At 33.8% G+C, this 25,533-nt stretch carries 24 protein-coding genes; 11 read left to right on the top strand and 13 right to left on the bottom strand.

Going from position 1 to position 25,533, the window contains the following annotated elements; translation table 11 throughout:
- Positions 1-202: 202 nt before the first annotated feature.
- Complete coding sequence (gene dnaG / locus VP395_RS14250) at positions 203-2,161, top strand: DNA primase (protein ID WP_346242696.1); 1,959 nt, start codon at positions 203-205, stop codon at positions 2,159-2,161.
- Here the strand turns inward: dnaG and VP395_RS14255 are convergent.
- Positions 2,156-2,788 (bottom strand): response regulator, encoded by a 633-nt coding sequence (locus VP395_RS14255; RefSeq protein WP_346242697.1) that lies wholly within the window; start codon positions 2,786-2,788, stop codon positions 2,156-2,158. The genes dnaG and VP395_RS14255 overlap by 6 nt on opposite strands.
- A 102-nt stretch (positions 2,789-2,890) precedes the next feature.
- Positions 2,891-3,679 (bottom strand): NAD(+) synthase, encoded by a 789-nt coding sequence (nadE, locus tag VP395_RS14260; protein WP_346242698.1) that lies wholly within the window; start codon positions 3,677-3,679, stop codon positions 2,891-2,893.
- 92 nt (positions 3,680-3,771) lie between these two features.
- On the opposite strand from nadE, the gene gldB reads away from it, so the two are divergent.
- Positions 3,772-4,734 carry a gliding motility lipoprotein GldB gene (gene gldB, locus VP395_RS14265; protein WP_379884318.1) on the top strand — a complete coding sequence of 321 codons (963 nt, stop codon included), beginning with the start codon at positions 3,772-3,774 and terminating at the stop codon, positions 4,732-4,734.
- Positions 4,734-5,072 carry a gliding motility protein GldC gene (gene gldC / locus VP395_RS14270; protein WP_346242700.1) on the top strand — a complete coding sequence of 113 codons (339 nt, stop codon included), beginning with the start codon at positions 4,734-4,736 and terminating at the stop codon, positions 5,070-5,072. The genes gldB and gldC overlap by 1 nt, the downstream gene beginning before the upstream one ends.
- Here the strand turns inward: gldC and def are convergent, their stop codons facing one another.
- From def to VP395_RS14310, 8 genes are all read right to left on the bottom strand, one after another.
- The gene (gene def, locus VP395_RS14275) at positions 5,073-5,708 is read right to left on the bottom strand and encodes a peptide deformylase (RefSeq protein ID WP_346242701.1); all 636 of its coding nucleotides are present in this window, start codon (positions 5,706-5,708) and stop codon (positions 5,073-5,075) included. It lies immediately after the preceding gene.
- A 33-nt stretch (positions 5,709-5,741) separates the two neighbouring features.
- On the bottom strand, positions 5,742-7,016 hold the full coding sequence (rodA, locus tag VP395_RS14280) for a rod shape-determining protein RodA (protein WP_346242702.1): 1,275 nt from the start codon (positions 7,014-7,016) through the stop codon (positions 5,742-5,744).
- A gap of 38 nt (positions 7,017-7,054) precedes the next feature.
- Positions 7,055-9,031, bottom strand: coding sequence for a peptidoglycan D,D-transpeptidase FtsI family protein (locus VP395_RS14285; protein WP_346242703.1), 1,977 nt, complete (start codon positions 9,029-9,031; stop codon positions 7,055-7,057).
- On the bottom strand, positions 9,028-9,534 hold the full coding sequence (locus tag VP395_RS14290; RefSeq protein ID WP_346242704.1) for a rod shape-determining protein MreD: 507 nt from the start codon (positions 9,532-9,534) through the stop codon (positions 9,028-9,030). The genes VP395_RS14285 and VP395_RS14290 overlap by 4 nt, the downstream gene beginning before the upstream one ends.
- Positions 9,527-10,351: a rod shape-determining protein MreC gene (gene mreC / locus VP395_RS14295; protein WP_346242705.1), complete on the bottom strand. Its 825-nt coding sequence runs from the start codon at positions 10,349-10,351 to the stop codon at positions 9,527-9,529. Before mreC ends, VP395_RS14290 begins: the two co-directional genes overlap by 8 nt.
- 11 nt (positions 10,352-10,362) lie before the next feature.
- Positions 10,363-11,391 carry a rod shape-determining protein gene (locus VP395_RS14300; protein ID WP_132217861.1) on the bottom strand — a complete coding sequence of 343 codons (1,029 nt, stop codon included), beginning with the start codon at positions 11,389-11,391 and terminating at the stop codon, positions 10,363-10,365.
- A 259-nt stretch (positions 11,392-11,650) separates the two neighbouring features.
- Entirely contained in the window at positions 11,651-13,183 is a 1,533-nt protein-coding gene (purH, locus tag VP395_RS14305; protein WP_346242706.1) for a bifunctional phosphoribosylaminoimidazolecarboxamide formyltransferase/IMP cyclohydrolase, read from the bottom strand.
- A 211-nt stretch (positions 13,184-13,394) separates the two neighbouring features.
- Positions 13,395-13,850, bottom strand: a complete 456-nt coding sequence (locus VP395_RS14310; RefSeq protein ID WP_346242707.1) for a GAF domain-containing protein — start codon at positions 13,848-13,850, stop codon at positions 13,395-13,397.
- Between the two features lie 94 nt (positions 13,851-13,944).
- Here VP395_RS14310 and xrtF point away from each other — a divergent pair, with 94 nt between their 5' ends.
- The 8 genes from xrtF to VP395_RS14350 all read left to right on the top strand — a co-directional run bounded on the left by xrtF (position 13,945) and on the right by VP395_RS14350 (position 22,953).
- Positions 13,945-14,487, top strand: a complete 543-nt coding sequence (gene xrtF, locus VP395_RS14315) for an exosortase family protein XrtF (RefSeq protein WP_346242708.1) — start codon at positions 13,945-13,947, stop codon at positions 14,485-14,487.
- A gap of 2 nt (positions 14,488-14,489) precedes the next feature.
- A complete protein-coding gene (locus tag VP395_RS14320) occupies positions 14,490-14,918 on the top strand; it encodes an exosortase F system-associated membrane protein (RefSeq protein WP_346242709.1) in 429 nt (142 codons plus the stop codon).
- Between the two features lie 59 nt (positions 14,919-14,977).
- Positions 14,978-15,391 carry an HYC_CC_PP family protein gene (locus VP395_RS14325; RefSeq protein WP_428833357.1) on the top strand — a complete coding sequence of 138 codons (414 nt, stop codon included), beginning with the start codon at positions 14,978-14,980 and terminating at the stop codon, positions 15,389-15,391.
- An 84-nt stretch (positions 15,392-15,475) separates the two neighbouring features.
- Positions 15,476-16,189, top strand: coding sequence for a heavy-metal-associated domain-containing protein (locus tag VP395_RS14330; RefSeq protein WP_346242711.1), 714 nt, complete (start codon positions 15,476-15,478; stop codon positions 16,187-16,189).
- 103 nt (positions 16,190-16,292) lie between these two features.
- Positions 16,293-18,545 (top strand): TonB-dependent receptor, encoded by a 2,253-nt coding sequence (locus VP395_RS14335; protein ID WP_346242712.1) that lies wholly within the window; start codon positions 16,293-16,295, stop codon positions 18,543-18,545.
- Between the two features lie 117 nt (positions 18,546-18,662).
- Entirely contained in the window at positions 18,663-19,016 is a 354-nt protein-coding gene (locus VP395_RS14340; protein WP_346242713.1) for a heavy-metal-associated domain-containing protein, read from the top strand.
- A gap of 159 nt (positions 19,017-19,175) precedes the next feature.
- Entirely contained in the window at positions 19,176-21,392 is a 2,217-nt protein-coding gene (locus VP395_RS14345; protein ID WP_346242714.1) for a S9 family peptidase, read from the top strand.
- Between the two features lie 172 nt (positions 21,393-21,564).
- The gene (locus tag VP395_RS14350; RefSeq protein WP_346242715.1) at positions 21,565-22,953 is read left to right on the top strand and encodes a hypothetical protein; all 1,389 of its coding nucleotides are present in this window, start codon (positions 21,565-21,567) and stop codon (positions 22,951-22,953) included.
- A 205-nt stretch (positions 22,954-23,158) separates the two neighbouring features.
- Here VP395_RS14350 and groL read toward each other — a convergent pair whose 3' ends face one another.
- The 3 genes from groL to VP395_RS14365 are packed head-to-tail and all read right to left on the bottom strand — an operon-like array spanning position 23,159 to position 25,484.
- On the bottom strand, positions 23,159-24,787 hold the full coding sequence (gene groL, locus VP395_RS14355; protein WP_346242716.1) for a chaperonin GroEL: 1,629 nt from the start codon (positions 24,785-24,787) through the stop codon (positions 23,159-23,161).
- A gap of 32 nt (positions 24,788-24,819) precedes the next feature.
- Positions 24,820-25,176 (bottom strand): four helix bundle protein, encoded by a 357-nt coding sequence (locus tag VP395_RS14360; RefSeq protein WP_346242717.1) that lies wholly within the window; start codon positions 25,174-25,176, stop codon positions 24,820-24,822.
- A 32-nt stretch (positions 25,177-25,208) separates the two neighbouring features.
- Positions 25,209-25,484: a co-chaperone GroES gene (locus VP395_RS14365; protein WP_346242718.1), complete on the bottom strand. Its 276-nt coding sequence runs from the start codon at positions 25,482-25,484 to the stop codon at positions 25,209-25,211.
- Positions 25,485-25,533 lie beyond the last annotated feature (49 nt).

The raw sequence follows: 25,533 nt of genomic DNA on the forward strand, positions 1-25,533 counted from the left end.
TCTTATTCCTTTTTTTATTAAAATCTTAGTGTCTATCATTGGCAATTAAAGGTAATGCAAAGATAAAGTTCCGTTTTGAACTTTATCGGTTGTTAAACGAAGTTAGTTCTTTTTTCTCACAAAGTCAAACCCAAAATAATTATAAATTTCAAAAATCAATAGTTTATAATTACATTTACATTTTAAAAATAATTTTCCAAAATTGATTTCACCAGCATCCATAGATTTAGTTTTTGAAACCGCTCGCGTTGAGGAGGTTATTGGCGATTTTGTTCAACTAAAAAAATCGGGCAGTAACTTTAAAGGCTTGAGCCCTTTTAGCGAGGAGCGTTCCCCTAGTTTTATGGTATCGCCCGTGAAACAAATATGGAAAGACTTTTCAACAGGTAAGGGTGGTACTGCGGTATCTTTTTTAATGGAGCACGAACATTTTACTTACCCTGAAGCTATAAAATACCTAGCTAAAAAGTATAATATAGAAATAGAAGAAACCGAACAGAGTAACGAGCAAAAGGATAAGGCGAGTGAACGTGAAAGTTTGTATTTGGTTAGTGAGTTTGCTAATACTTATTTTCAAAAAGTACTTCATAAAACAGACCAAGGAAAATCGATTGGTTTAAGTTATTTTAAAGAACGAGGTTTTACCGAAGAAACTATTAAAAAATTCGATTTAGGCTACTCGTTAGATGAATGGCAGGCCTTTACGGATGAAGCTTTGAAACAGGGCTATAATATCGATTTTTTAGAAAAAACAGGACTTACCATTGTAAAAGATCAAAAACGTTTCGACAGGTTTAAAGGGCGTGTTATGTTCCCAATAAAAAGTATGAGTGGGCGTGTTTTGGGTTATGGCGGCCGTATTTTAACCAGCGATAAAAAAGCGGCTAAATATGTAAACTCACCCGAAAGTGAAATTTACCATAAAAGCAATGTACTGTACGGTATTTTTCATGCAAAACAAAGTATTGCAAAAGAAGATAATTGTTTTTTAGTTGAAGGGTATACGGATGTGATTCAGTTTCACCAAACGGGCATAACAAATGTGGTATCCTCATCTGGAACAGCTTTAACTTCAGAGCAAATACGATTAATAAATAGGCTTACTAAAAATATTACGGTGCTTTTTGATGGGGATGCGGCAGGTATGCGTGCGTCTTTACGAGGTATCGATTTAATTTTGGAACAAGGTATGAATGTAAAAGTTTGTACGTTTCCCGAAGGTGAAGATCCCGATAGTTTTGCCAAACAAAATACGTTGGAAGAATTGGCTACGTATTTAGCCGATAATGCTAAAGATTTCATTCAGTTTAAAGCCTCTGTTTTATTTGAAGAATCTAAAAACGATCCGATAAAAAAAGCAGATACGGTACGCGATATTGTAAATAGTATTTCTAAAATTCCAGACCGTATTAAAAAGGAAATCTATATTCAGGAATGTGCCCGAATTATGGATATTAGCGAGGAAGTACTGTTTAGTACTCTGGCTCAAATTAATAAAAAGGAATTTCAGGAAGAAAATAAGCAGTTTAAAACCGAACAAAAAGCATTTCAAGTTATTAAGCACGAACAACCTGTTGAAAAAGTTAATGTTCAATATGTTTTAGAACGAAAAATAATTGAAGTGTTGTTGCTGTATGGCAATAGAACAGAAGATTTTGAAGATTTAGTTTTAAAAGAAAATGCTAAAGGTGAGTTGGTTTTAGAGCCTGTTATCCATCAAGCCAAGGTGTTTGAAAAAGTTTTTTTAGATCTTCAGGATGATGAAATGGAATTTACCAACCCGCAATTTAAATCCTTGTACTATACCATTATAGATACTTTGAACCAAAATCCAGAGTTCGAACTTAATAACTTTATAAATACGGTAGATGCAGAAATGGGTAATGAAATCACCCATATTTTAATGGAAGATGAGCGTTATGCCTTAGATAATTGGCAGCGTATGAACATTTTTCCCAAAGAAAAAACACATAGTGTGGCACAATTGGTAAGCGAAACCATATTAAGTCTTCGTTGTTTTTTAATAGACCAAAAGGTTAAAGAATTTCAGGAAGAAACATTACAAAACAAAATAGACACGAATAGAAATATACTTGAAGAAGTAAAAGACTATTCGGGTCTAAAAATGTTGTTGTCTAGAAAATTGAATCGTGTGTTATGACAACGATTCGTTAAGCTTCGCTTGACTAACTAAATCAACTAAATTAGTAACTTTTAATTTACGCATTAAACGTGCTTTGTAAGTACTAACTGTTTTTTCGTTGATATTTAATTCTTTAGAAATTTCTTTGTTTTTTCTACCAATAGTTAAAAGTTTTAAAACTTCTGCTTCTCTGGTTGATAATTTCTTGTAGAAAGATCCGCCTTTGTTAACTCGGTTGCCAAAAGCTAATTGTTGGGTTAAATCGTTACTTAAATAAATACCGCCATCATTAACTTTTAAAATAGCTTCGTTAATGGTAATAACGTTAACCGATTTGTGTATGTAACCATGAGCACCCGCTTTAATGGCGTTTACAGCATACACTTCTTCAGGTTGTGCACTTAAAATAATGGTTTTAACATCTGGATGGTCATTTTTTAAATAACGTAAAACGGTTAACCCATTAAGCTTAGGGAGGTCGGCTTCCGTTAAAATAATGTCTACAGGATTTTTTTTGACGTATTCTAAAATGGCGTCGCCATTATCAACACTTGCAACAATTTTAATGTTGGAAGATGCGGAAAAAAGAACCTCAAGCCCTTTCCTTGTAATAGGGTGGTTGTCTGCTATTAATAATTTTATCATAATGTTTTAAGCCTACTTTTAATAATTGGGTTAGAGAGATAAGTATTGTTGAGAGAATAGGCTTGCCGTAAAAGTAGTAAATAATTAAATAATTTGCAAGAATTACATGATATTATTGGGGATTTCGCAAATGGGTATAGGAATCATTTTATGTTTATTCGCGGTATTGAAGCGTTTGTAAATATTAAAGGCAATTTTTTCCCTGCCTGTGAAGTCTTCATCACGTTTGCCAGCTTCATCCATTTTCATGGCCCATTCTAATTCTGGGTACGATGCACCTATTTGGTCTTCATCACTTCTAGCATCTCCAAATAAACCGTCGCTAGGAGCGGCATTCATAATAGATTCTGGTACGTTTAAGTATTTTCCTAATTCATAAACTTCAGATTTTACTAAATCGGCAATCGGACTTAAATCGACACCGCCATCTCCGTATTTTGTGTAAAAACCTACGCCAAAATCTTCAACTTTATTGCCTGTTCCTGCTACCAAAAGTTTATAAAGACCGGCATAATAGTAAAGTGTTGTCATACGTAAACGCGCTCGGGTATTTGCCAATGCCATGTCAACTGTGGCTTGGTCGCCATCAAAAACAACTTCATTTTTAAAAGTTTCAAAAACAGGGGTTAAATCAGTTCTGGTGTCGCTTACGTTGCTAAAGCGTTCTTTTAATTGTTTAATATGTTCCTGTGCTCTGGTTACATGACTTTCGGCTTGATGAATTGGCATTTCTATACACAATATATTTAAACCGGTTTTGGCACATAATGTAGATGTTACTGCTGAATCTATACCACCTGAAATACCAATTACGAAACCATTTACACCTGCTTTTTTTGCGTAATCTTTTAACCAGTCAACTATATAATTTACAACTTTTTCTGTTTGCATTTTAAATGAATTTAAATCCAAGTATTGTACCTTTGCAAACAAAAATAAACGAAACACTCTATTAATAAAAATTTATGGCGTTTAAGTTTTATATGAAATATGTATTAATTTTTTTAACCCTTGTACTTACAACGATTTCTTGTAAAAATGAGAGGCGTTTAGAAAATGATATTTCAAAGATTAATTTAGATGCCCAAATAGAAAGATTTGATTTGTTGTTTGCTAATATTAACAATGAAAATCTGTCTAAATTGAAACAGGCTTATCCGTTTATGTTTTCAGAAAAGTACCAAGACTCTTTCTGGATTGAGAAGGCACAAGATTCCTTGCAAAAAGCTCTATTCAGGGAGGTTGAACAAGCGTTTTTGCATATTGATGAAACCGAATTGGAGATTGAATCGTTATTCAATCATTTAAAATATTATTTTCCAGAGTTTCGCACACCCAGAATTATTACCACAACAAGCGATGTAGATTATAGAAACCGCATTATTGTGACTGATACTATTGTTGCTATTGCATTAGATACTTATTTGGGGAGCGATCATGAATTTTATGAAAACATTCCTAAATATTTAAGAGAAGATTTAAAAAAGGAACAATTAGTAGTCGATTTGGCTACTGAATATGCTAAAATATATATTTACCAACAACCAAGTAAAACGTTTTTAGACGAGTTGATTTACTTTGGAAAGCAGCTTTATTTTAAAGATGCAGTTATTCCGTTTAAAACCGAAGCAGAGCGTATTGGTTACACTAAAGAGCAATTAGCTTGGGCTTTAGCCAACGAAAGTTATATTTGGCGTTATTTTGTAGAGCGCGAACTGTTGTTTAGCACCGATGCAAAATTAGCCAGCAGATTTATTACACCAGCCCCCTTTTCTAAGTTTTATTTAGAAGATATCGATACAGAATCTCCAGGGCGTTTAGGGCAATATATAGGTTGGCAAATTGTGAGGGCTTACATGCAGCAACATGAGGTGTCTTTAAAAGATATGTTGATAAAAAGTCCTGAAGAGATTTTTAATAATTCAAAGTTTAAACCACGAAAATAATGTCGAAATCAATTACATCCAAAATAGAATTAAACGTAGAACTTGATGCTAACCGCGTACCAGAGAAACTGTATTGGACAGCAGAAGATGGTGGTATAACCAACGAAGAAGCCAAGGCTTTAATGCTGGCAGTTTGGGATTCTAACGCCCAAGAAACTTTGCGTATTGATTTATGGACCAAAGATATGCCTGTCGATGAAATGAAAGTGTTTTTTCATCAAACCTTGGTAGCAATGAGCGATACCTTTAATAGAGCAACCCAAGATGAAAAAATGACCGCAACCATGAAAGATTTCTGCGATTATTTTGCTGAAAAATTGGAGATTAAAAAAGATTAATTAATTCTCTTTTTTAGCATCAACGACTTCTTTTTTCAAATGATCTAAATACAAGATACCATTTAAATGGTCTATTTCATGTTGAAATATAACGGAGGTAAAACCTTCAACGGTTTCGGTTTTATGTTCTGCTTCCATCGTTTCATATTCAATCAAAATTGAATAAGCACGAGAGTTTAAAGTATCCGTTCTGTTTGGGATGGATAAGCAACCTTCTCTAAAAGTTTGTTTTTTTTCGGAATAGGTTTTAATTACAGGGTTTAAATACACTTCAAAAGGAAAGTTTTCTTTATCAAATCGTTGTACCCAAATAATATTTTTTAAGATACCTACTTGTGGTGCCGCTATACCAACACCTAAAGAGATGCTGTCTCTAACTGTGGCATAAAGGCGGTTTACAAACCGTTGTAAAACAATATCGTTTGGGTTTGCTTTTATGTAGTGGCTTTGGGTTCTAAGCAATAAAGAATCTTGCTTGTTGGTTATTTTGAAAACGCGCATTGGTGTTAGTGAATCTGAATGCATTATCATTTCAGATTGTTCAACCGTGAAGGAATTTTCCAATATATTTTTTGCGCCATAGCAAGCTGAAAGTAACGTAGCGATACCTATTAAAAGGAAGGCGTTTCGGTTCATAAGAAATAGAAATAAAAAGTGTTGGTTATCAACTTACCATTGATTAATCCTGTCAGAATCTAATTTAACAAAAATAAATAGTAAAATGGCAAATCCCCAAAGTCCTGAGCCTCCATAACTAAACATGGGCAACGGAATACCAATAGTAGGGATAACACCCATAACCATACCTATATTTATAAAAAAATGCATAAAAAATATAGAAGCAACACCGTAACCATACATTCTGCTAAATTGAGAGCGTTGTAGTTCTGCTAAATGCAGAATACGGAGAAATAGTAGTATAAAAACAATAACAACGGCTGAGCTACCAATAAATCCCCATTCTTCACCTACGGTACTAAAAATGTAATCGGTGTGCTGTTCGGGTACAAATTTACCAGTGGTCCTAGTGCCTTCTAAAAACCCTTTCCCTTTTAAACCTCCAGAGCTAATGGCTTTTTCAGATTCATTTAAGTTATAAGCGATGGTTTTTTTCATCCGCTGTAGTTTTACGGGGTCTTTTTCAAGGCTTAACCATATGGTAATTCGGTCCTTTTGGTGAAAAGGTAAGATGTTGTCGTAGAAATATTTGACACCAAATGAAATTAAAATACTTATTATAATAATTGAAATAGGTTGAATGAGCAACGGTTTTCTTCGTTTGGTAAAATGATACCCTAGAACAAAAGCCGTAATAATTAAAGATGTTATAAGGACTCCAAACTTTAAGGAACATAGGCAAATAACAATAAGCATTAAAAGAATAATCAAATATATTGGTGATAGACCTTCTCTGTATAAAACAAAAATAAACGAACCATAAACCAATGTGCTGCCCGCGTCTTTTTGTAGCAATACTAATAAGGCAGGAAGTGCAATAATAGCAAAAACGGTAATTTGGTTTTTAATCTTTTTAATATCGGTGTTTAAATCACTTACATATTTTGCGACAGCGAGTGCTGTGGCAGCTTTTGCAAATTCACTGGGTTGTAGCGTCATACCACCAATGCCATACCAAGAGGTAGCACCGTTAACACTTTTTCCAAATACAAACAAACCAACCAGCGATAGCATGGAAATGATGTATATAACACTGGAAAAACGTTCGTAAAATTTAGATTCTATAGCTAAAATAAGAATAATGAGCCCAATGGTAAAAAAGATAAACATGAGTTGTTTTCCGTAAGGCTGTGAAAAATCAAAATAATTTATAGTGTCTCCAATATGTGAAGCCGATACAATATTTAACCACCCAAAACCAACAAGCAAAAGGAATAGGATAATGGTAATCCAATCAAATTTGTAATATCTGCTAGCTTCCACCATTTTTTTTATTCAATAGGTTTTAAATTTTTTAGTTTCATCTATAAGTTTGCACCTTGGGTTTTCTTCAATTCTTCAGGATTTCTTGATTTACTATTTATTTGATTTAATAGCTCTTTAAGTTCTTTAAATTCTGAATCATCTACAACTTCTAAAGTGGTGTTTTTGTTAATTCCAAAAGGTTTTCCAGAATATGGTTTCGCATATTCATGCTCTAAAGTATGTTTTAAAAGCCAATCTTCCATATCCGTTCTGGTAATAGAGTCATTTATGTATTTTTCAATCATTAAACTGGCTATTTTACCGGCAAAACGGGCGCCCCAATACCCATTTTCGACAAACACAGCGAGTGCTATTTTAGGATTGTCCTTGGGTGCAAATGCTATAAATATAGAATGGTCTGTAAGCTGCATGCGTTGCCCATTCACTTTTACAAAGTTTTCCGCAGTACCTGTTTTTCCACAAATTTCAATGCCTTTTACCTGAACACCTGCAGCCGTACCATAATTATAAACATCGAACATGCCTTGTACTATGGGTTCAAAATGTTCTTTGTTTATGGTGGTATGGTTTGGTGTTGTGTACTTTTTATCTATGGTGTGACCCTCAATATGTTTTATAATATGAGGTGTGTAATAGTAACCGCGGTTAGCAATAGCAGCCGTCATGTTTGCCAATTGAATAGGGGTTGTTAATACTTCGCCTTGACCAATAGAATTTGATAAGTTAAAGGTGCTCCCCCATCTATTTTTACCATAAACTTGGTCGTAAGTTTTACTAGTTGGGATTTTGCCAGGTTGCCCAACCGATAAATCGTTATTTAAATAATTGCCTAAGCCGAAGCTTTTTACATGGTTGCTCCAAATATCCAACCCTGTAGCAGGACTTTTAGTTTTGTCAATAATCCTTCTGTAAACATTAGCGAAATAGGCGTTGCAAGAATTGTAAATACCGCCATTCATTGCTAAAGGGCTTGGGTGCCCATGACACCCCATTTTTCTGCCACCGTAGCTATAGCCGTGGTTGCAATAAAATCTATCTTCGGTAGTAACCACTTCTTCCTGTAAACCAATAAGTGCATTTAAAATTTTAAATGGTGAACCAGGAGGGTACATGGCTTGTAGGCCTCTGTCATATAAAGGTTTATTGATACTATCGTTATATAATTTTGAGAAATTAACGGAACGTTGGCGACCAACTAATAAATTAGGGTTGTATGTTGGCGTTGAAACCATGGTCAAAATCTCACCTGTACTTGGTTCTATAGCAATAATACCACCATGCTTATTTTGCATAAGTAATTCGCCATAAGCCTGTAATTTGGCATCGATGGTAATGGTAATATCACTTCCTGGTTTTGGTAACGTGTCATAAATACCGTCTTTGTATGGGCCTAAATCTCGGTTAAATCTATCCTTTTGAATAAACTTAATGCCTTTTACCCCGCGTAATGTTTTTTCGTAAGATGTCTCAATGCCTTGTTTTCCTATAAGGTCGCCCATTTTATAATAGGGGTCTCTAGCAATAATGGCATCGTTTACTTCTCCTATATCACCTAAAACATTGGCGCCAATAGAAGTTTCATAATGTCTTAAAGAACGTTTTTGAATATAAAAACCTTCAAATTTTCGCATTTTTTCTTGTAAACTGGCATAATCTTCTTTTGATAAATGCGGAATAAAAACTGAAGGTAGCCAAGGGGAATAATGGTATGCTTTTTCGAAAATTTCTTTAAACCTAACTTTGTCTATTTTCAATAATCTACAAAACTCTAAAGTATCTAAAGGTTTTACTTCGCGCGGAATAAACATCACGTCGTATGAGGGTTGGTTAGAAACCAATAATTCACCGTTTCTATCGAAAACAAAACCACGTTTTGGGTAATCGTAAACTTTTCTAATGGCATTGTCTTCATATAAATCTAAAATACCACCACTGTATATTTGTAAGTAGAAAAGCCTGAAGATAAATATGAGTCCAACAACTGCTATTGCACCAACAAGTAAGAATCGTCTCATTTTGTTTTTTTACTAAAAATAATGGTTATAATTAGAATTAATAAAATAGTAAAAATACTTGAGAATAACGTTTTTTGAAGCACTAATATTATTTGAGAAACACTAAACATTTCTAAAAAAAACAATACAAAGTGATGCAAAAACGTGAGTATGGTCAGGTAAGTTAGTTTTTCGCCAAATTCAACGGTATTGAATTTTATGGTCTGATGTTCGTATATAACACCAAAAGAGAACTTTAATATTGCGGGTCTTATATAGGCTATAAAAACACATGCTGCCGCATGGATGCCACCAGTGTCTGAAAATAAATCGATGGATAACCCCAAAAAGAAACTCAAGAAAATAATAATAAACCGATTGTTTTTTACAGGAAACAACGCTATAAACATGATGTAAATAAATGGGTTGATGTAACCTAAAAAGTTAATGTTGTTGAATAGTATGACTTGTAAAAAAACCAATGAAATAAACCGCGAAATATGTAAAAATACCGTGTTACTCATTGACTCTGGTGTTTAGTAAATGATCAATTTCATCGGCATCAATATTTTCAATGGTATAAACATGTTCAAGATTGGTCATGTCATTAAACAGCTTAATGTCTATTTCATAATAATTTTCCGCGGCATCTAGTTTAAAGCCTTGTATAATACCTATTGGTATACCTTTAGGAAAAATGGATGAACGCCCTGAAGTAATAATAGTGTCACCTTTTACAATAGGTGCTATTTTAGGAATATCGATAAGTTGAATGTAGTAAGGTGATTTTGCGTCCCAATACAAGGTGCCAAAATGGTTTGTTTTCTTAAGTTGCGCGCTAATTTTATTAACGGTATTTAGTACAGAAATTACGGTAGCATAACGCTTGCTAGTGCCATCAACAATACCAACAATACCTTTTGAGCTTATAACGCCTAAATCTTGTTTTAAACCATCGTTTTTCCCCCTGTTTAAAAGAAGCACGTTATTAGCTCCAGAATAGGTATTTCTAATAACGTTTGCCAACGTAAATTTGTAAGTACCGCTATAAGTAACTGTATCTAAATAGGTAGAATCTTTTTTGTTTTCTGAATTAAACAGTAGCATTTTTAAACGACTATTTTCTTCAGCCAGCACTTGGTTTTGCGATTTCAAACTTAAATACCCCGTGAAATTGTTAATGGAGTTGTAAATACCTCCAGTTAAAAAATTAGCCGAGTTTATAAACTTGCTTTTATGATAAGAATGTGTTTGAATGGTGAAAACCATAGAAATAGAAAACAGCAACAAGGACAACAAAAAATTTTTGTTTCTTATTATAAAATTAATAATCTGTTGCATGTTTTATAAACCTATTTAATCAAAACGCTTTTGTATTTAGCTAAATTTTTCAGCGTAATACCAGTGCCTCTTACAACAGCACGTAAAGGGTCTTCGGCTATGTAAACCGGAAGGTCTGTTTTTTGGGATAAACGTTTGTCTAAGCCTCTTAGCATAGAACCACCACCTGCTAAATAAATACCCGTATTATAAATATCGGCAGCTAATTCTGGAGGTGTTTGCGATAAGGTTTCCATAACGGCATCTTCAATGCGTAAAATAGATTTATCTAACGCTTTTGCTATTTCTCTAAAAGAAATAGAAACCTGTTTAGGCTTACCGGTCAATAAATCACGCCCTTGAACGCTCATGTCTTCTGGGGGTAAATCTAAATCTTCGGTAGCAGCACCAATTTGAATTTTTATTTTTTCCGCAGTACGTTCACCAACATATAAATTATGTTGCGTACGCATATAATAAACAATGTCGTTTGTAAAGACGTCACCCGCAATTTTAACCGATTTATCACACACAATACCACCCAATGCAATTACAGCAATTTCCGTAGTACCACCACCTATATCCACCACCATATTACCTTTAGGTTGCATGATGTCAACTCCAATACCAATAGCTGCAGCCATAGGTTCGTGAATTAAATATACTTCTTTACCGTTTACGCGCTCCGCACTTTCTTTTACTGCACGCATTTCAACTTCTGTAATGCCCGAAGGAATACAAACTACCATACGAAGTGCAGGTGTAAAAAACTTCTTTTTTAAAGCAGGGATGTTCTTAATAAACATACTTATCATCTGCTCTGAAGCATCAAAATCGGCAATAACCCCATCTTTTAATGGACGAATGGTTTTGATATTTTCATGCGTTTTTCCCTGCATTAAACTGGCCTCTTGTCCAACGGCAATAATTTTGCCGGAAATTCTATCACGTGCTACAATGGAAGGTGCGTCAACCACAACCTTGTCGTTATGAATAATAAGAGTGTTTGCAGTACCTAAATCTATTGCAATTTCTTCGGTTAGGAAGTCAAAAAAGCCCATAAGCTGAAAGTGATATTAGAGGTTTAATAAACGGATTCCGTAAATGTAATAAAAGTTAATAAATATTTTAATGTTTAATAGGACTCTTATTTTTTTAAAAGTCACTACTTATTTCTTTTTATGCGTTTTAGCGATTTTATTTTTGGCGTTACCACAAGGGTCGGGCTTTTCGTTACAAGTCCTCGCTCCTGCGTCGCTGTGGGCTTTCCACTCCAATCCCTAACGCGCCACTGTTATGCAAAAGACCTAACAGATTTTTTTAATGTTTAAAATGACGCGTTCCCGTCATTACCATCGCTACATTATTTTCATTGCAATAATCAATACTCAATTGGTCTTTAATAGAGCCACCTGGTTGAATAACCGCAGTAATACCCGCATTTTTAGCAATCTCCACACAATCTGGAAACGGAAAAAATGCATCACTCGCCATGGCAGCACCATTCAAATCAAAATTAAATGTTTTTGCTTTATGGATCGCTTGCTCTAAAGCATCCACACGGCTTGTTTGTCCGGTTCCAGCAGCAAATAATTGCTTGTTTTTTACTAAAACGATGGTGTTTGATTTTGTGTGCTTACAAATTTTCGAAGCAAACATTAAATCATCTAACTCGTTTTTTGTTGGTTTATTGTTTGTCACATAAGTTAAACCTTCAATGGTATCGGTAACATTATTCCTGTCCTGTACCAAAATACCATTTAAACAACTTCTTACGTTAGTTTTAGGCATTTCTACGTCATGGATAATTAATATAATTCTGTTCTTTTTTCCTTTAAGTATTTCTAACGCTTCAGCATTGTATGAAGGTGCAATTATTACTTCGCAAAACAAACTGCTAATTTCTTCAGCAGTAGCTTTGTCAATTTCTTTATTACTAATTAATACGCCACCAAAAGCCGAAACTGGGTCGCCCGCTAAAGCATCTTTATATGCTTGATGCAATGTGGTGCTTTGCGCTAAACCACAGGCATTATTATGTTTTAAAATAGCAAATGTTGGAGCGTCATTTTTAAATTCAAGCATCAAATTTACAGCCGCATCCACATCCAATAAATTGTTATAACTTAATTCTTTACCGTTCAGTTTTGTAAACAACGCATCAAAATCTCCAAAAAAGAATCCTTTTTGGTGTGGGTTTTCGCCATAACGCAACACTTTACCATTGGTTTCGCTAATTTTTAAAACGGCTTCTTCCTGGTTTTTGTTGAAGTAATTAAAGATAGCTGTATCGTAATGTGATGATACATTAAAAGCTTTTCCAGCAAAACGTTTTCTGTTTTCCTCTGAAATGCTTCCGTTGTTTGCAGAAATCAATTCTAAAAACTCTGCATAATCATCAACCGATGCCACACAAATTACATCGGCAAAGTTTTTAGCAGCAGCACGAATTAACGAAATACCACCTATGTCAATTTTTTCAATAATATCCTGTGCACTTGCGCCTGAAGCTACTGTTTTTTCAAACGGGTATAAATCAACAATAACCACATCAATTTGAGGGATTTCAAATTCCTCTAATTCTTTAATATCACTGGCATGGTTTTGTCTGTTTAAAATACCTCCAAACACTTTTGGGTGTAATGTTTTTACACGACCACCAAGAATAGATGGGTATGATGTTACTTCTTCTACAGGAACCACATCAATACCTAAATCGTTAATAAATGTTTGGGTGCCACCGGTAGAATAAATGGTTACACCTTGCTCGTTTAGTTTTCTAACAATTGGTTCTAAACCGTCTTTACTAAATACGGATATTAATGCTGATTTTACTGTTTTTTCGTTGCTCATTTTTTAAATCTAATAATAAGTTGCAAAAGTAGTTATTTCAGCTAAAATACAACTGTTTATAAAATAAAAAACAAGATGATTTTTTAACTAAATCAGAAAATTATCAACGAAGGTTTTTAAATTCAAAAAAATGAAATACTAAATCCCAAAATTTTGATGTGAACTTTTGCGATTTAGCTTTGGTATTTGAATTTTTTAATATTGAAATTTACTATAGAAAAGTAGCAGCTTGCTCACAAACAAACTCTAAAAACCGTTCGTCTGCTTCGGTAAATGGATCTGGGGTGCTAGAATCGATATCAATTTGTCCAATGTTTTTGCCATTTACAAAAATTGGAATAACAATTTCAGCCTTAACGGTAATGCTACAGGCAATATAATTGTCCTGAGCAGTTACATCGGGAACCACAAAGTTTTGGTTGCTAACGGCTACTTGTCCGCAAATACCTTTCCCAAAAGGGATGACGGTGTGGTCGGTTGGTGCGCCAACGTAGGGGCCTAAAATAAGTTCTTCCTTTTTGCCGTTTCTAAAATAAAAGCCTACCCAATTGTAATAATTAATATGCTTTTCAAGTAGTTCGCAAATGTTTAAAAGCTTTTCGTTTACTGTTTTGTTAGTGCTTAAGGCAATAACTTCTACTTGGGGTTTTAGTTCTTCAAAAATCATAAATTGTAAAATTTAGGTAAAAGTATTTAAAAAGCGATGAATTATATATTTGCTTTGCATAATTTTAACCTTCCAAAATATATAATAGGTTTTTTTGAAAGCGCTTTTTGTAAAATACAAATTGGTTATAAAGTTTATGCTTACTTTTTTGTTGGTATACATCGCCCTATCTGTAATTTATAAATTTTACATACAGTTTTCTGATGGGTCTAAATTTTATCCTGATTATATGACGCACTTAGTTGCTAAACAAAGTGAAGCGCTATTAAATTCTTTTGGATATAACACGCAAGTATTGCCACACCCAAATGAACCTTCCATGAAGCTGATAATAAACAATATTTATTTAGCTCGTGTTATTGAAGGCTGCAATTCCATTAGCGTAATTATATTATTTGTATCGTTTATCATTGCCTTTGCAAGCAAATTTAAAACAACGTTTTTCTATTTGCTTTCAGGCAGTGTTTTAATTTATTCGGTAAATTTATTGCGCATCGTTTTGTTGACTATTGGTTTGTATCATTATCCAAATCAAAAAGATGTTTTTCATACCGTTGTGTTTCCCGCTATTATTTATGGGTTGGTATTTTTATTATGGGTTTTTTGGGTAAATCGATTTTCTAAACTAAAAAGGTAGTCATGAATAACACTTTAAAATATATACTGCTTTTTGTGCTGTTCGGATTATTGATTTTAATTCGGGTTTTTGAAGACGAGTTGTTTTATGATCCCTATTTAACATTTTTTCAAAACGATTATTTGTACATTGATAGTCCTAGGCGTGAAATTTTTAAAGTAACAGTTTTTACCTCATTACGTTATGTTCTAAATAGTGGTATTTCATTAGGAATATTATATGTGGTTTTTAAAGATAAAAATATTATAAAATTCTCAGTGCTTATTTATACCATGGCTTTTGTGGCTTTAATAGCTATTTACTTGTATTTTGTGGTTAACCCAAGACAAGAAGATTATTATTTGTTTTTTAATGTTCGTCGTTTTATCATACAACCCATCATTTTAATGCTCTTGCTTCCAGCGTTTTATTACAATAAGTTAAAAGCGTAAAGTGTTAATCATTTAATAAAGTTAAGTTCAACATTTTAAATTTTTTGTATTTTTGAGCGGTGATAAAGCGATTTTTATATAAAAGTTTTTCAGTGCTCTTAGCGTTGCTTGTGCTGTTTTCAACGGTTTCTTTTACTATTGAAAAGCATTTTTGTGGTGATGTTTTAATAGATGTTGCGGTGTTTACCGAAGCTCAAAAATGTGTTATGGAAGCTTTTGAAAAGGAACAGGAAGCCATTACAAAAAAAACATGTTGTAAAGATGAAGTTAAACTTGTTAAAGGGCAAGATGAATTGAAGGTTTCAACCTTTGATGATTTAACCCTTCTTCAACAACTTTTCATTACCACATTTACTTATACTTTTATCAATCTTTTTGAAGGTTTAGAAACACATATTATTCCTCATAAAGATTATTCTCCACCAAATTTGGTCGTCGACATTCAGGTGTTAGACCAAGTTTTCATTATTTGATAAATTAATTTATGTCTTGAGATTCCTGCCTTAGCAGGAATGCATCTGTATTTACATTACATAAATTAATAATTCAAACAAATCATGAAACATACATATACAGTTACAGGTATGACCTGTAATGGTTGCAGAACTTCTGTTGAAGATAAACTCAACGCAATGGATGGTGTCATTAATGCAACCGTAAATTTAGAAAAAAGTGAAGCTGTTATTGAAATGGCTAAACACATCAACATCGAAACCATTCAAAAAGCACTTCCTGAAAAATATACTATATCAGAAAAGAATATTTTTCAAGCACAAAAACCTTTGGCTGAAATGCCAAAAAGCGATTTACAACAGCTTTTGCCATTATTTTTAATATTTGGCTACATTACTATAGCAGCTATTTTGCTTAATTATAATCCTTGGAATGGTAGTAGTTTTATGCTCGATTTTATGGGCTTATTCTATGTGGTTTTTAGCTTTTTTAAACTGCTGGATTTAAAAGGATTTCCGGAAAGTTTTAAAATGTACGACCCATTGGCTAAAGTAATGCCTATATATGGTTTGGTGTATCCGTTTATTGAATTGGCGCTTGGAATTCTATTTTTAATGCGAATTCAAATACCTGTTGCTTTGGTGGTTACCTTAATTATTTTAGGAATTACCACAATTGGCGTTACAAAAACATTGCTCGATAAAAAATCGATACAATGTGCCTGTTTAGGTACTGCGTTAAAGTTACCAATGACGAAAGCAACTTTTATAGAAAACAGTATTATGATTGTTATGGCAATTATTATGCTAATAGGTTAGATATAATACTAATTGGTGTTGCCTTTTGCGTTAGGGATTGAAGCAAGCTACCGTGTAGCGCGAAAAGCCCGACCCTTGTGGTAACGCCTAAATAAATAATTAAATGAAAAACATTATATATATAGTATTGATACTTCCTTTATTTATGACTTCCCAAGAAAAAATAAGCGGGATGATTATGGAAGCTAATACAGAAAACAAGCACATTGGCTTAGTAGGAGCTAATGTGTACTGGTTAAATACCACCGTTGGAACAGTAACCGATATTGATGGAAAATTTACTTTAGATTACAAACTAGAATACTCAAAATTGGTAATTAGTTACGTAGGTTTTAAAACGGATACCTTAAACATTACACAGCCCAAAATGGTGCACCATTGGTTGCAACCTGTTAGTGACTTAAATGAAGTTACAGTAACTTCTAGAAAGCAAGCCACGGCAAAATCATATTTACAAGCCGCTAATACGTTTACCGTAAGTAGTGATGAATTGCTGAAAGCGGCATGTTGTAATTTGTCTGAAAGTTTTGAAACCAATCCGTCCATTGATGTTAATTTTGCCGATGCGGTAACTGGTACGCGTCAAATAAAAATGTTGGGATTAACGAGTCCGTATATTTTAATAGCTACTGAAAATATACCAACAGTAAGAGGGGCATCGCAAGCATTTGGATTGAGTTTTATCCCTGGTACTTGGGTGGAGAGTATTCAAATAACCAAAGGTGCGGGAAGTGTTGTAAACGGCTACGAAAGTATTGCTGGCCAAATAAATGCGGAATTGGTTAAACCATCGATGGATGATAAACTATTTGTTAATTTATATAGTGCTAGTAGCGGACGTTTAGAATTAAACACACACATTAACACAAAAGTGAGTGATAAATGGGACACAGGTTTGTATTTACATGGAAGTACTTTAAATGAAGCGCACGATGTTAACAACGATGGTTTTTTAGACATGCCGCAATACGACCAAATTAATATTTTGAACCGTTGGCAATACACCAATGCTGAAAAAGGTTTTATAAGTTTTATTAATTTGAAGTTTTTAAACGATGAAAAGCAAACTGGTGAATTGGATTTCAACCCTAAAACCGATAGGCTAACCACCAATGCTTGGGGAAGTGAAATTGACACCAGACGTTATGAGGTTTCGGCGAAGTTGGGTTATGTAAACCCAGAAGTTCCTTGGCAAAGTGTGGGGGTTCAAACGGCGTTTAGCAGTCATAAACAGGACTCTTACTTTGGTCTGAAACAATACAATATTTTGCATAATAGTTTGTACTCCAATGTTATTTATAATACTATAATTAGTGATTCCCGACATAAAATAAAAACGGGGTTGAGTTATACTTACGACCATTATGATGAGTTTTTAGACACTCCAAACTTGAATTCTGATTATGAACGAACCGAGCGGTCGGTTGGTGCTTTTTTTGAATATAATTATGATAGTTTGGATAAGCTTAACTTAACTGCTGGTGTTCGAATTGATAACCATAATTTATTAGGAACTTTTGTTACGCCGCGTATTCATGCCCGTTACACGCCTTGGGAAAAGTCGGCTTTAAGAGCATCTGTTGGTCGTGGAAAACGTAGTGCTAATATTTTTGCCGAAAACCAAAGTATGTTTTCAACTTCCAGAGCTATAAATATTTTAAATACCACAGGAAAAATTTATGGATTAGATCCTGAAATTGCTTGGAATTATGGTGTTTCATACTTGCAAGGTTTTAATCTTTTTGGAAGAAAAGCCGATGTAACGTTTGATTTTTACAAAACCGATTTCACAAACCAAGTGGTGGTAGATTATGAAAATCCTGAAGAGGTTAATTTTTATAATCTTGATGGAAAAAGTTTTGCCAACAGTTTTCAAACAGAAGTGAATTACAATGCGTTTGAACATTTCGATGTACGATTGGCTTATAAATATTATGAAGTAAAAACCCAGTATAATTCAGGTGAATTAGAAAAACCATTAACACCAAAACATCGTTTTTTTGCTAATGCTTCTTACGAAACACACCAAGCTGAAGGGAAAACAGGTAATTGGAAATTTGATGCCACATTCAATTGGTTGGGGGAGCAACGCTTTTCGTCAACTGAAACGAATCCAATTCAATACCAAGTAGCTTCAAATACACCCAAATTAGCAACGTTAAATGCCCAAGTAACCAAAGTGTTTTCTCCAAAATTTGAATTATATTTAGGAGGTGAAAACATTACCAATGTAAGACAAAGCAATCCTATTATTGGTGTCGATGATCCTTTTGGTTCGAATTTTGATACCACCTTTGTATATGGCCCTATTTTTGGAAGTATGTATTACGCAGGGTTGCGATATAGAATAAAATAAAAATAAATTAACCGTCATTACGAGGGAAGCATGACCGAAGTAATCTCATAGATTGATTTTCAAATTTAAAGATTGCCACGACTTAAAAAAGTCTCGCAATGACAAAAAACTAATAAAATGAAAAAAATAATAATTGTATTAACGGTATTAGTCTCAACAATCACATTCGCACAAAACAAAAACGAAAAAGCTTCTTTAGAGGTTGATGGTGTTTGTTTAATGTGTAAATCTAGAATTGAAAAAGCATGTTTTGGTACCAAAGGCGTAAAAAGTGCTGTTTGGGATGTAAAAACCCATGAGTTAAAACTAATTTATGACGCTCGAAAAACCAATTTAAAAACCATTCAAAAAAGTGTGGCAGCAGTTGGTCATGATACCAAAGGCTTAAAAGCGACGGATGAAGCTTATAATTCTGTACATCCTTGTTGTAAATATAGAGATGAAGTTGTTAAGGATGACCATAAGGAATAATCAAAAAAACTATTAAGTTTAAAAAGCCCAAAGCATTAGTTTTGGGCTTTTGCATTTAAATATTGTTAGGTCTTAATATTCTGTTAAACGCTTAATAAACCGCAATTAATTTGAATTAAAATAAGTAATATTGAAGAATATTCAATAAAACACGTGTTTATGCTTATTTTCAATTTCATAGTACGGCTAAAATCAATAATTGTTTTAATCATTTTTGTTTTAGTTTCTTTTCAAAGTTTTTCTCAAAGTGGCGGGTTAATATGGTCTAAAGATGGCAGTTCGTATTATAGAATTCAAAAAGAAGGCGTTGTTCAATATACGCTACCTGCTAACGATTCTAAAGTTTTATTTTCAAAAGAACAACTAACGCCTACGGGTAGAAACGAGCCGCTTCAGGTTAGTTATTTTACATTTTCACAAGATGAACAAAAAGTGCTATTGTTCACCAACACAAAACGTGTATGGCGTATCAATACAAAAGGCGACTATTGGGTATTGAATATGGCAACAGGTACGTTACAGCAAATAGGTGAAACCATGCCGGAAGCGTCGCTTATGTTTGCTAAAATATCTCCCAATGGAGCGCAGGTTGCTTATGTGAGCGAAAATAATATTTATGTTGAAGATTTGAGTACTTCAAAGATTAAGGCGTTGACCACAGATGGTTCTACAACTTTAATTAACGGTACGTTTGATTGGGTTTATGAAGAAGAATTTTATTGTCGCGATGGATTTCGTTGGAGTCCAGACAGTAAATCGATAGCCTATTGGCAAATAGATGCTCGTGACACGAAGAAGTTTTTTATGGTGAATAACACAGATTCTGTTTACTCTAAAATAATTCCTATTGAATACCCGAAAACAGGTGAAACGCCTTCATCTTGTAAAGTTGGGGTTGTAAATATTGAAAATGCTAAAACAACTTGGATGGATATTCCTGGAGATCCACGCCAAAACTATTTGGTGCGTATGGAATTCATTCCTTCAACCGAAAAATTATTGATTCAACAGTTAAACAGAAAACAAAATGAAAGTAAATTATTTGTTTCTGAACCTAAAACAGGTAGTTCCAAAGTGATTTATGAGGAAAAAGATGCCGCATGGATTAATGTGTACGTTCAAGAAAATTACAAATATGATGTTTACTTTACAAATAATTTTATTTGGTTGAATGATGGAGAAAATATATTATGGGTTACTGAAAAAGACGGTTGGAGGCATTTGTACAATGTGTCTTTAGAAGGGAAAAGGGAAAAACTTATTACTAATGGAGCGTATGATTTTATTGATTTAAAATATATTGACTATAAAAACAATATAGTTTATTTTATGGCATCGCCCAACAATGCCACACAAAGTTATTTGTACAAAACCAAGTTAGATGGTAAGGGAAAATTAGAATTGGTGAGTCCGAAGGCTTTACAAGGTACGCACAGTTATAATGTGTCTCCAACAGGAGCCTTTGCCATTCATTCGTTTTCAAACCATTATACAAAACCTGCTTCCGAAATTATTTCGTTTCAAAACCATCAACCCATTAATGCTCAATATGGTATCGAGGCAAACTTATCTAAACTACAAGAAAAACCGAAAGTAGAATTTATAAAAGTAGCCACTGCTGAAGGTGTAGAAATGGACGGATGGATGGTAAAACCTACCAATTTTGATGCTTCAAAAAAATACCCAGTGGTGTTTTATGTGTATGCTGAACCAGGAAGAGCAACCGTTATAGATACCTATGGAACTGTTAATGATAGAAATTATATAGGCAATATGGCTGATGATGGTTACATCTACATCTCGTTAGACAATAGAGGGACACCGTCGCCAAAAGGTCGTGAATGGCGTAAAAGTATTTACAGAAACATTGGTAGGTTGAATATTAAAGACCAAGCCATGGCAGCTAAAGAAATTTTGAAATGGGATTTTGTAGACCCCGAGCGTATTGCGGTTTGGGGGTGGAGTGGTGGAGGTTCTACTACTTTAAATTTAATGTTTCAATACCCCGATATTTACAAAACAGGTATATCGGTAGCGGCTATTTCAAATTTGTTGACTTACGATAATATATATCAAGAACGTTACATGGGGTTACCACAAGAAAACATGGAAGATTATGTTGATGGGTCGCCAGTAACCTATGCTAAAAATTTACAGGGCAACTTATTGGTTATTCATGGTACGGGCGATGATAACGTGCACTACCAAAATGCTGAAATATTAGTTAATGAGTTGGTAAAGCATAACAAACAATTTCAGTTTATGCCTTATCCAAACCGTACCCATGGTATTAGAGAAGGTGAAGGCACTACCAAGCATTTAAACACGTTGTTTACCAATTATTTGAAAATGTATTGTCCACCGGGAGGTAGGTAGAAGATTTTATAAAAAATATTAGAAAACTCCAAGGTTAATTGCTTTGGAGTTTTTTTATGTTGCTACTTGATTATGTAAAAATTTTCAACTAAATTCGTTTGACTTCGGATATAAAACATTAAAACGATTTCATATCCTCTAGTTGGCAACAAGCTAAAGAAGCATTCTGCATATGATTAAAATTTATTTCGATTGGAACGTTTTGTCACAAATTAAAAATGGAAAGCACAGCGAGCTAAAAGAAATAATATCTGATAATGATAAACTGTTTATCCCATTTTCTACATCACACATTGGAGATGTTTTCTCAAGTTTTAAAGATACAGAAGAACAAAATAATTATATTAAATCTGATTTAAGTTTCATATCTGAAATCACAAAAAACAAATGCCTAATGAATACAGGCAAAGAGGTTGTTTTAAATTTCTATCCACCAGAAGAGCTTTTTCAACAGAGAATTGACCAGAAGGATTTATTTAATGATATCAGTTTGGACGGATTAATGAAAATCTTTGAACAAGATGAGTTAACGAAACCAATTGGAAAAGCATTAATTAGTCTACTAAAAGCAATCCCATTAGAAGAATCATTTAAACAAGCATTTGAAAATCCTGAAAGTGCAAAACAGATGGAACAAATGTTTCCAGGTTTAAGCAAAAATCCAACTATGGAAGGATTTTTTCAAAGTTTCAGTAAAATGAATTTAAACTTAAATGAATCTGATGGTTATAAAGATTTAAGGAAAACAGTACAACAAGGAACTGGCATTATTAGAGATAGAATTTACAATTCAAAAAACCCTTATAAAATCATTGATGATAAATATGAAAAATTAGGTGTTGCACCTGACCTATATATTGATAATACCAAAAATGCACCTGAATGGTTTAACGAAATTACCAATGAATACATCTTACTTGATATGCACGGCTTTCAAGAAGATAAAGTCAATATTGGTAAAGGTAGAAAAGAGACATTTAAAAACACAACTGAAGATGCATTTCATTCAGCTTTCGCATCAACATGTAATTTCTATATAATTAATGATAATAAATCATTTCTTAAAACAAAAGCTATCTATGAAAAATTAAACATTAATACTATTGTTTTAAAACCGTCCGAATTTGTTGAATATTACCAAAAATACCTTCAAATAACTAATCCGATTGTAAACTTCACAATACCATTTGAAATCATTAAATCAGAAGAATATTATGAAGAAATAATGGACGATGCTGTTTTGCGAACTTATTTTGTTCCCTTCTTTTTCTTTGGTTTCTTTAATAAGATAATGGTTTTACTTCCAAATGATAATAGTAACATAGTTATGTTATTAAGTCAAAATGGACCAAGCAATCACCGTGTATACTCAATGGAAATTCAAAGACTGTACAAAGAATTAAACAGTATATTAGGAAATGATATAGATAATTTAGGAGAAATAAAAGACGAGGAATTTAAACAAGACGAATGGATAGGTCGTAAATGGAAATTAGAAAATTTCACTTTCCGTTTGACAAGACCAAATGGGCATTTTCAACTTTATTTTGACCAGTTATAAGAAAATGAAAAGCCGTATAAAAAAATTGCTAGTTTTACCTAAACCAATGTTAGTTGCTCGTTTGCTAGCTTCTAATTTCCTTCGGAAAATCCTCGCACTCAAACACGCAACGTTCCTTGCACATAAACGTTAAACGAACCCCAAAAAAAACGCTCCAAAATTAATTTTGAAGCGTTTTTAAAACATTATCTATGGCGATTCGCCATTACATCATTCCTGGCATACCGCCACCCATTGGAGGGTGTCCTGCCGATTCTTCTTTAATATCAATTAAAGCACACTCGGTAGTTAAGATCATGCCGGCTACAGAAGCAGCATTTTCTAAAGCAATACGTGTTACTTTTTTAGGATCGATAATACCAGCTTTCAACATATCTACATACGTTTCAGACTTCGCATCGTAACCAAACGATCCTTTGCCTTCCATAACTTTTGAAACCACTACGCTTCCTTCGCCACCTGCATTTTCAACAATAGTACGTAAAGGAGATTCAATAGCTCGTGCTACAATTTGAATACCAGTTGTTTCATCAAGGTTTTCAGTAGTTATTTTTTCTAAAACCGATTTAGCTCTTACCAAAGCAACACCACCACCAGCAACAATACCTTCTTCTACGGCAGCTCTTGTAGCGTGTAATGCATCATCCACACGGTCTTTTTTCTCTTTCATTTCAACTTCAGAAGCAGCACCAACATAAAGAACAGCAACACCACCAGCTAATTTAGCTAAACGTTCTTGCAGTTTTTCTTTATCGTAATCGCTTGTAGTTGTTTCTATTTGAGCTTTAATTTGGTTTACACGTGCTTTAATGTCTTTAGCATCACCAGAACCGTTTACAATAGTTGTATTGTCTTTATCAACAGTCACCGTTTCAGCAGTACCTAACATGCTTAAATCGGCATTTTCTAAAGTAAATCCTCTTTCTTCAGAAATAACGGTGCCACCAGTTAAGATTGCGATATCTTCTAACATAGCTTTACGTCTGTCGCCAAATCCAGGCGCTTTTACAGCAGCAATTTTTAATCCGCCACGTAATTTGTTTACCACTAAAGTAGCCAAGGCTTGACCATCAACATCTTCAGCAACAATTAATAAAGGTCTTCCAGATTGTGCAACTGGTTCTAATATGGGAAGGATTTCTTGTAAGTTTGAAATCTTTTTGTCGAATAATAAAATGTATGGATTGTCTAAATCTACAATCATTTTATCGGTATCAGTTACGAAGTAAGGCGATAAGTAACCTCTATCGAATTGCATCCCTTCAACAACATCTACATAGGTATCCATACCTTTGGCTTCTTCAACGGTGATAACACCCTCTTTACCAACTTTACTGAAAGCTTTAGCGATTAAATCACCAATGGTTTCATCGTTATTAGCAGAAATAGACGCTACTTGTTTTATCATTTCAGAAGAGTTACCAACTTTCTTTGATTGTTTTTCAAGGTCTTTCACAATCGCTTCAACCGCTTTGTCAATACCACGTTTTAAATCCATTGGATTTGCGCCCGCAGCAACGTTTTTTAAACCTTCTTTTACGATGGCTTGTGCTAAAACGGTAGCGGTAGTAGTACCATCACCAGCCAAATCGTTGGTTTTAGAAGCCACTTCTTTAACCATTTGAGCGCCCATGTTTTCAAGAGCGTCTTTTAATTCAATTTCTTTCGCTACAGATACACCATCTTTAGTTACTTGTGGTGCTCCGAAAGATTTACCAATAATAACGTTACGACCTTTTGGGCCTAAAGTTACTTTTACTGCATTTGCTAATGCATCAACACCACGTTTTAAACCGTCGCGTGCTTCAATATCAAATTTTATATCTTTTGCCATATTGTTTTGCTTTATGCTTTAGGCTTTATGCCTTAAGCTATTTTAATTTTTTGTTTTAATTGATGTGTTTTACTTTTAATTACGTTTACTTTTTCAATTAGTGCATTAGCTTGATTATCTTCTATATAACCTAAGTCTTTTGCTAAAATGATTAAGTATTCGGTTTCGCTTGCCGACCCTAATGCTATCGTTAGAAATCTATTGAATTCTAAATCTGAATCTCTGCCACAACCTTCTGAAATATTTGTAGGTATGGAGGCTGAAGATCTTCTTATTTGAGAGGTTAAACCGTAAATTTCTTCTTTTGGAAACGAATTAGTCATAGAGTAAATTTCTAATGTTAATTCATGACCCAAATTCCAAATATGATACTTTTTAAAATCTCTCATGCTTATAGCTTAAAGCCTATTGCGTATCGCTTTTAGATAATAGCTAATATGTCGCTCTCGCGCATCATTAAATAATCTTTACCTTCTAATTTAAGTTCGGTACCAGCATATTTACCATACAAAACAGTGTCGCCAATTTTTACGGTAATAGGCTCGTCTTTAGTGCCTTTTCCAGCAGCAACAACTGTTCCTTTTTGTGGTTTTTCTTTAGCGTTATCTGGAATGATAATTCCTGATGCTGTTTTAGTTTCAGCAGGAGCAGGTTCAATAAGAACGCGGTCTGCTAATGGTTTAATGTTTAATGCCATTTGTAATATATTTTTAAGTTTAAAAAATTAATGTTAACGGGTATTTACT

Origin of the sequence: Mariniflexile soesokkakense (assembly GCF_039650365.1) — a bacterium.
In the GTDB taxonomy this organism is placed as follows: domain Bacteria; phylum Bacteroidota; class Bacteroidia; order Flavobacteriales; family Flavobacteriaceae; genus Mariniflexile; species Mariniflexile soesokkakense.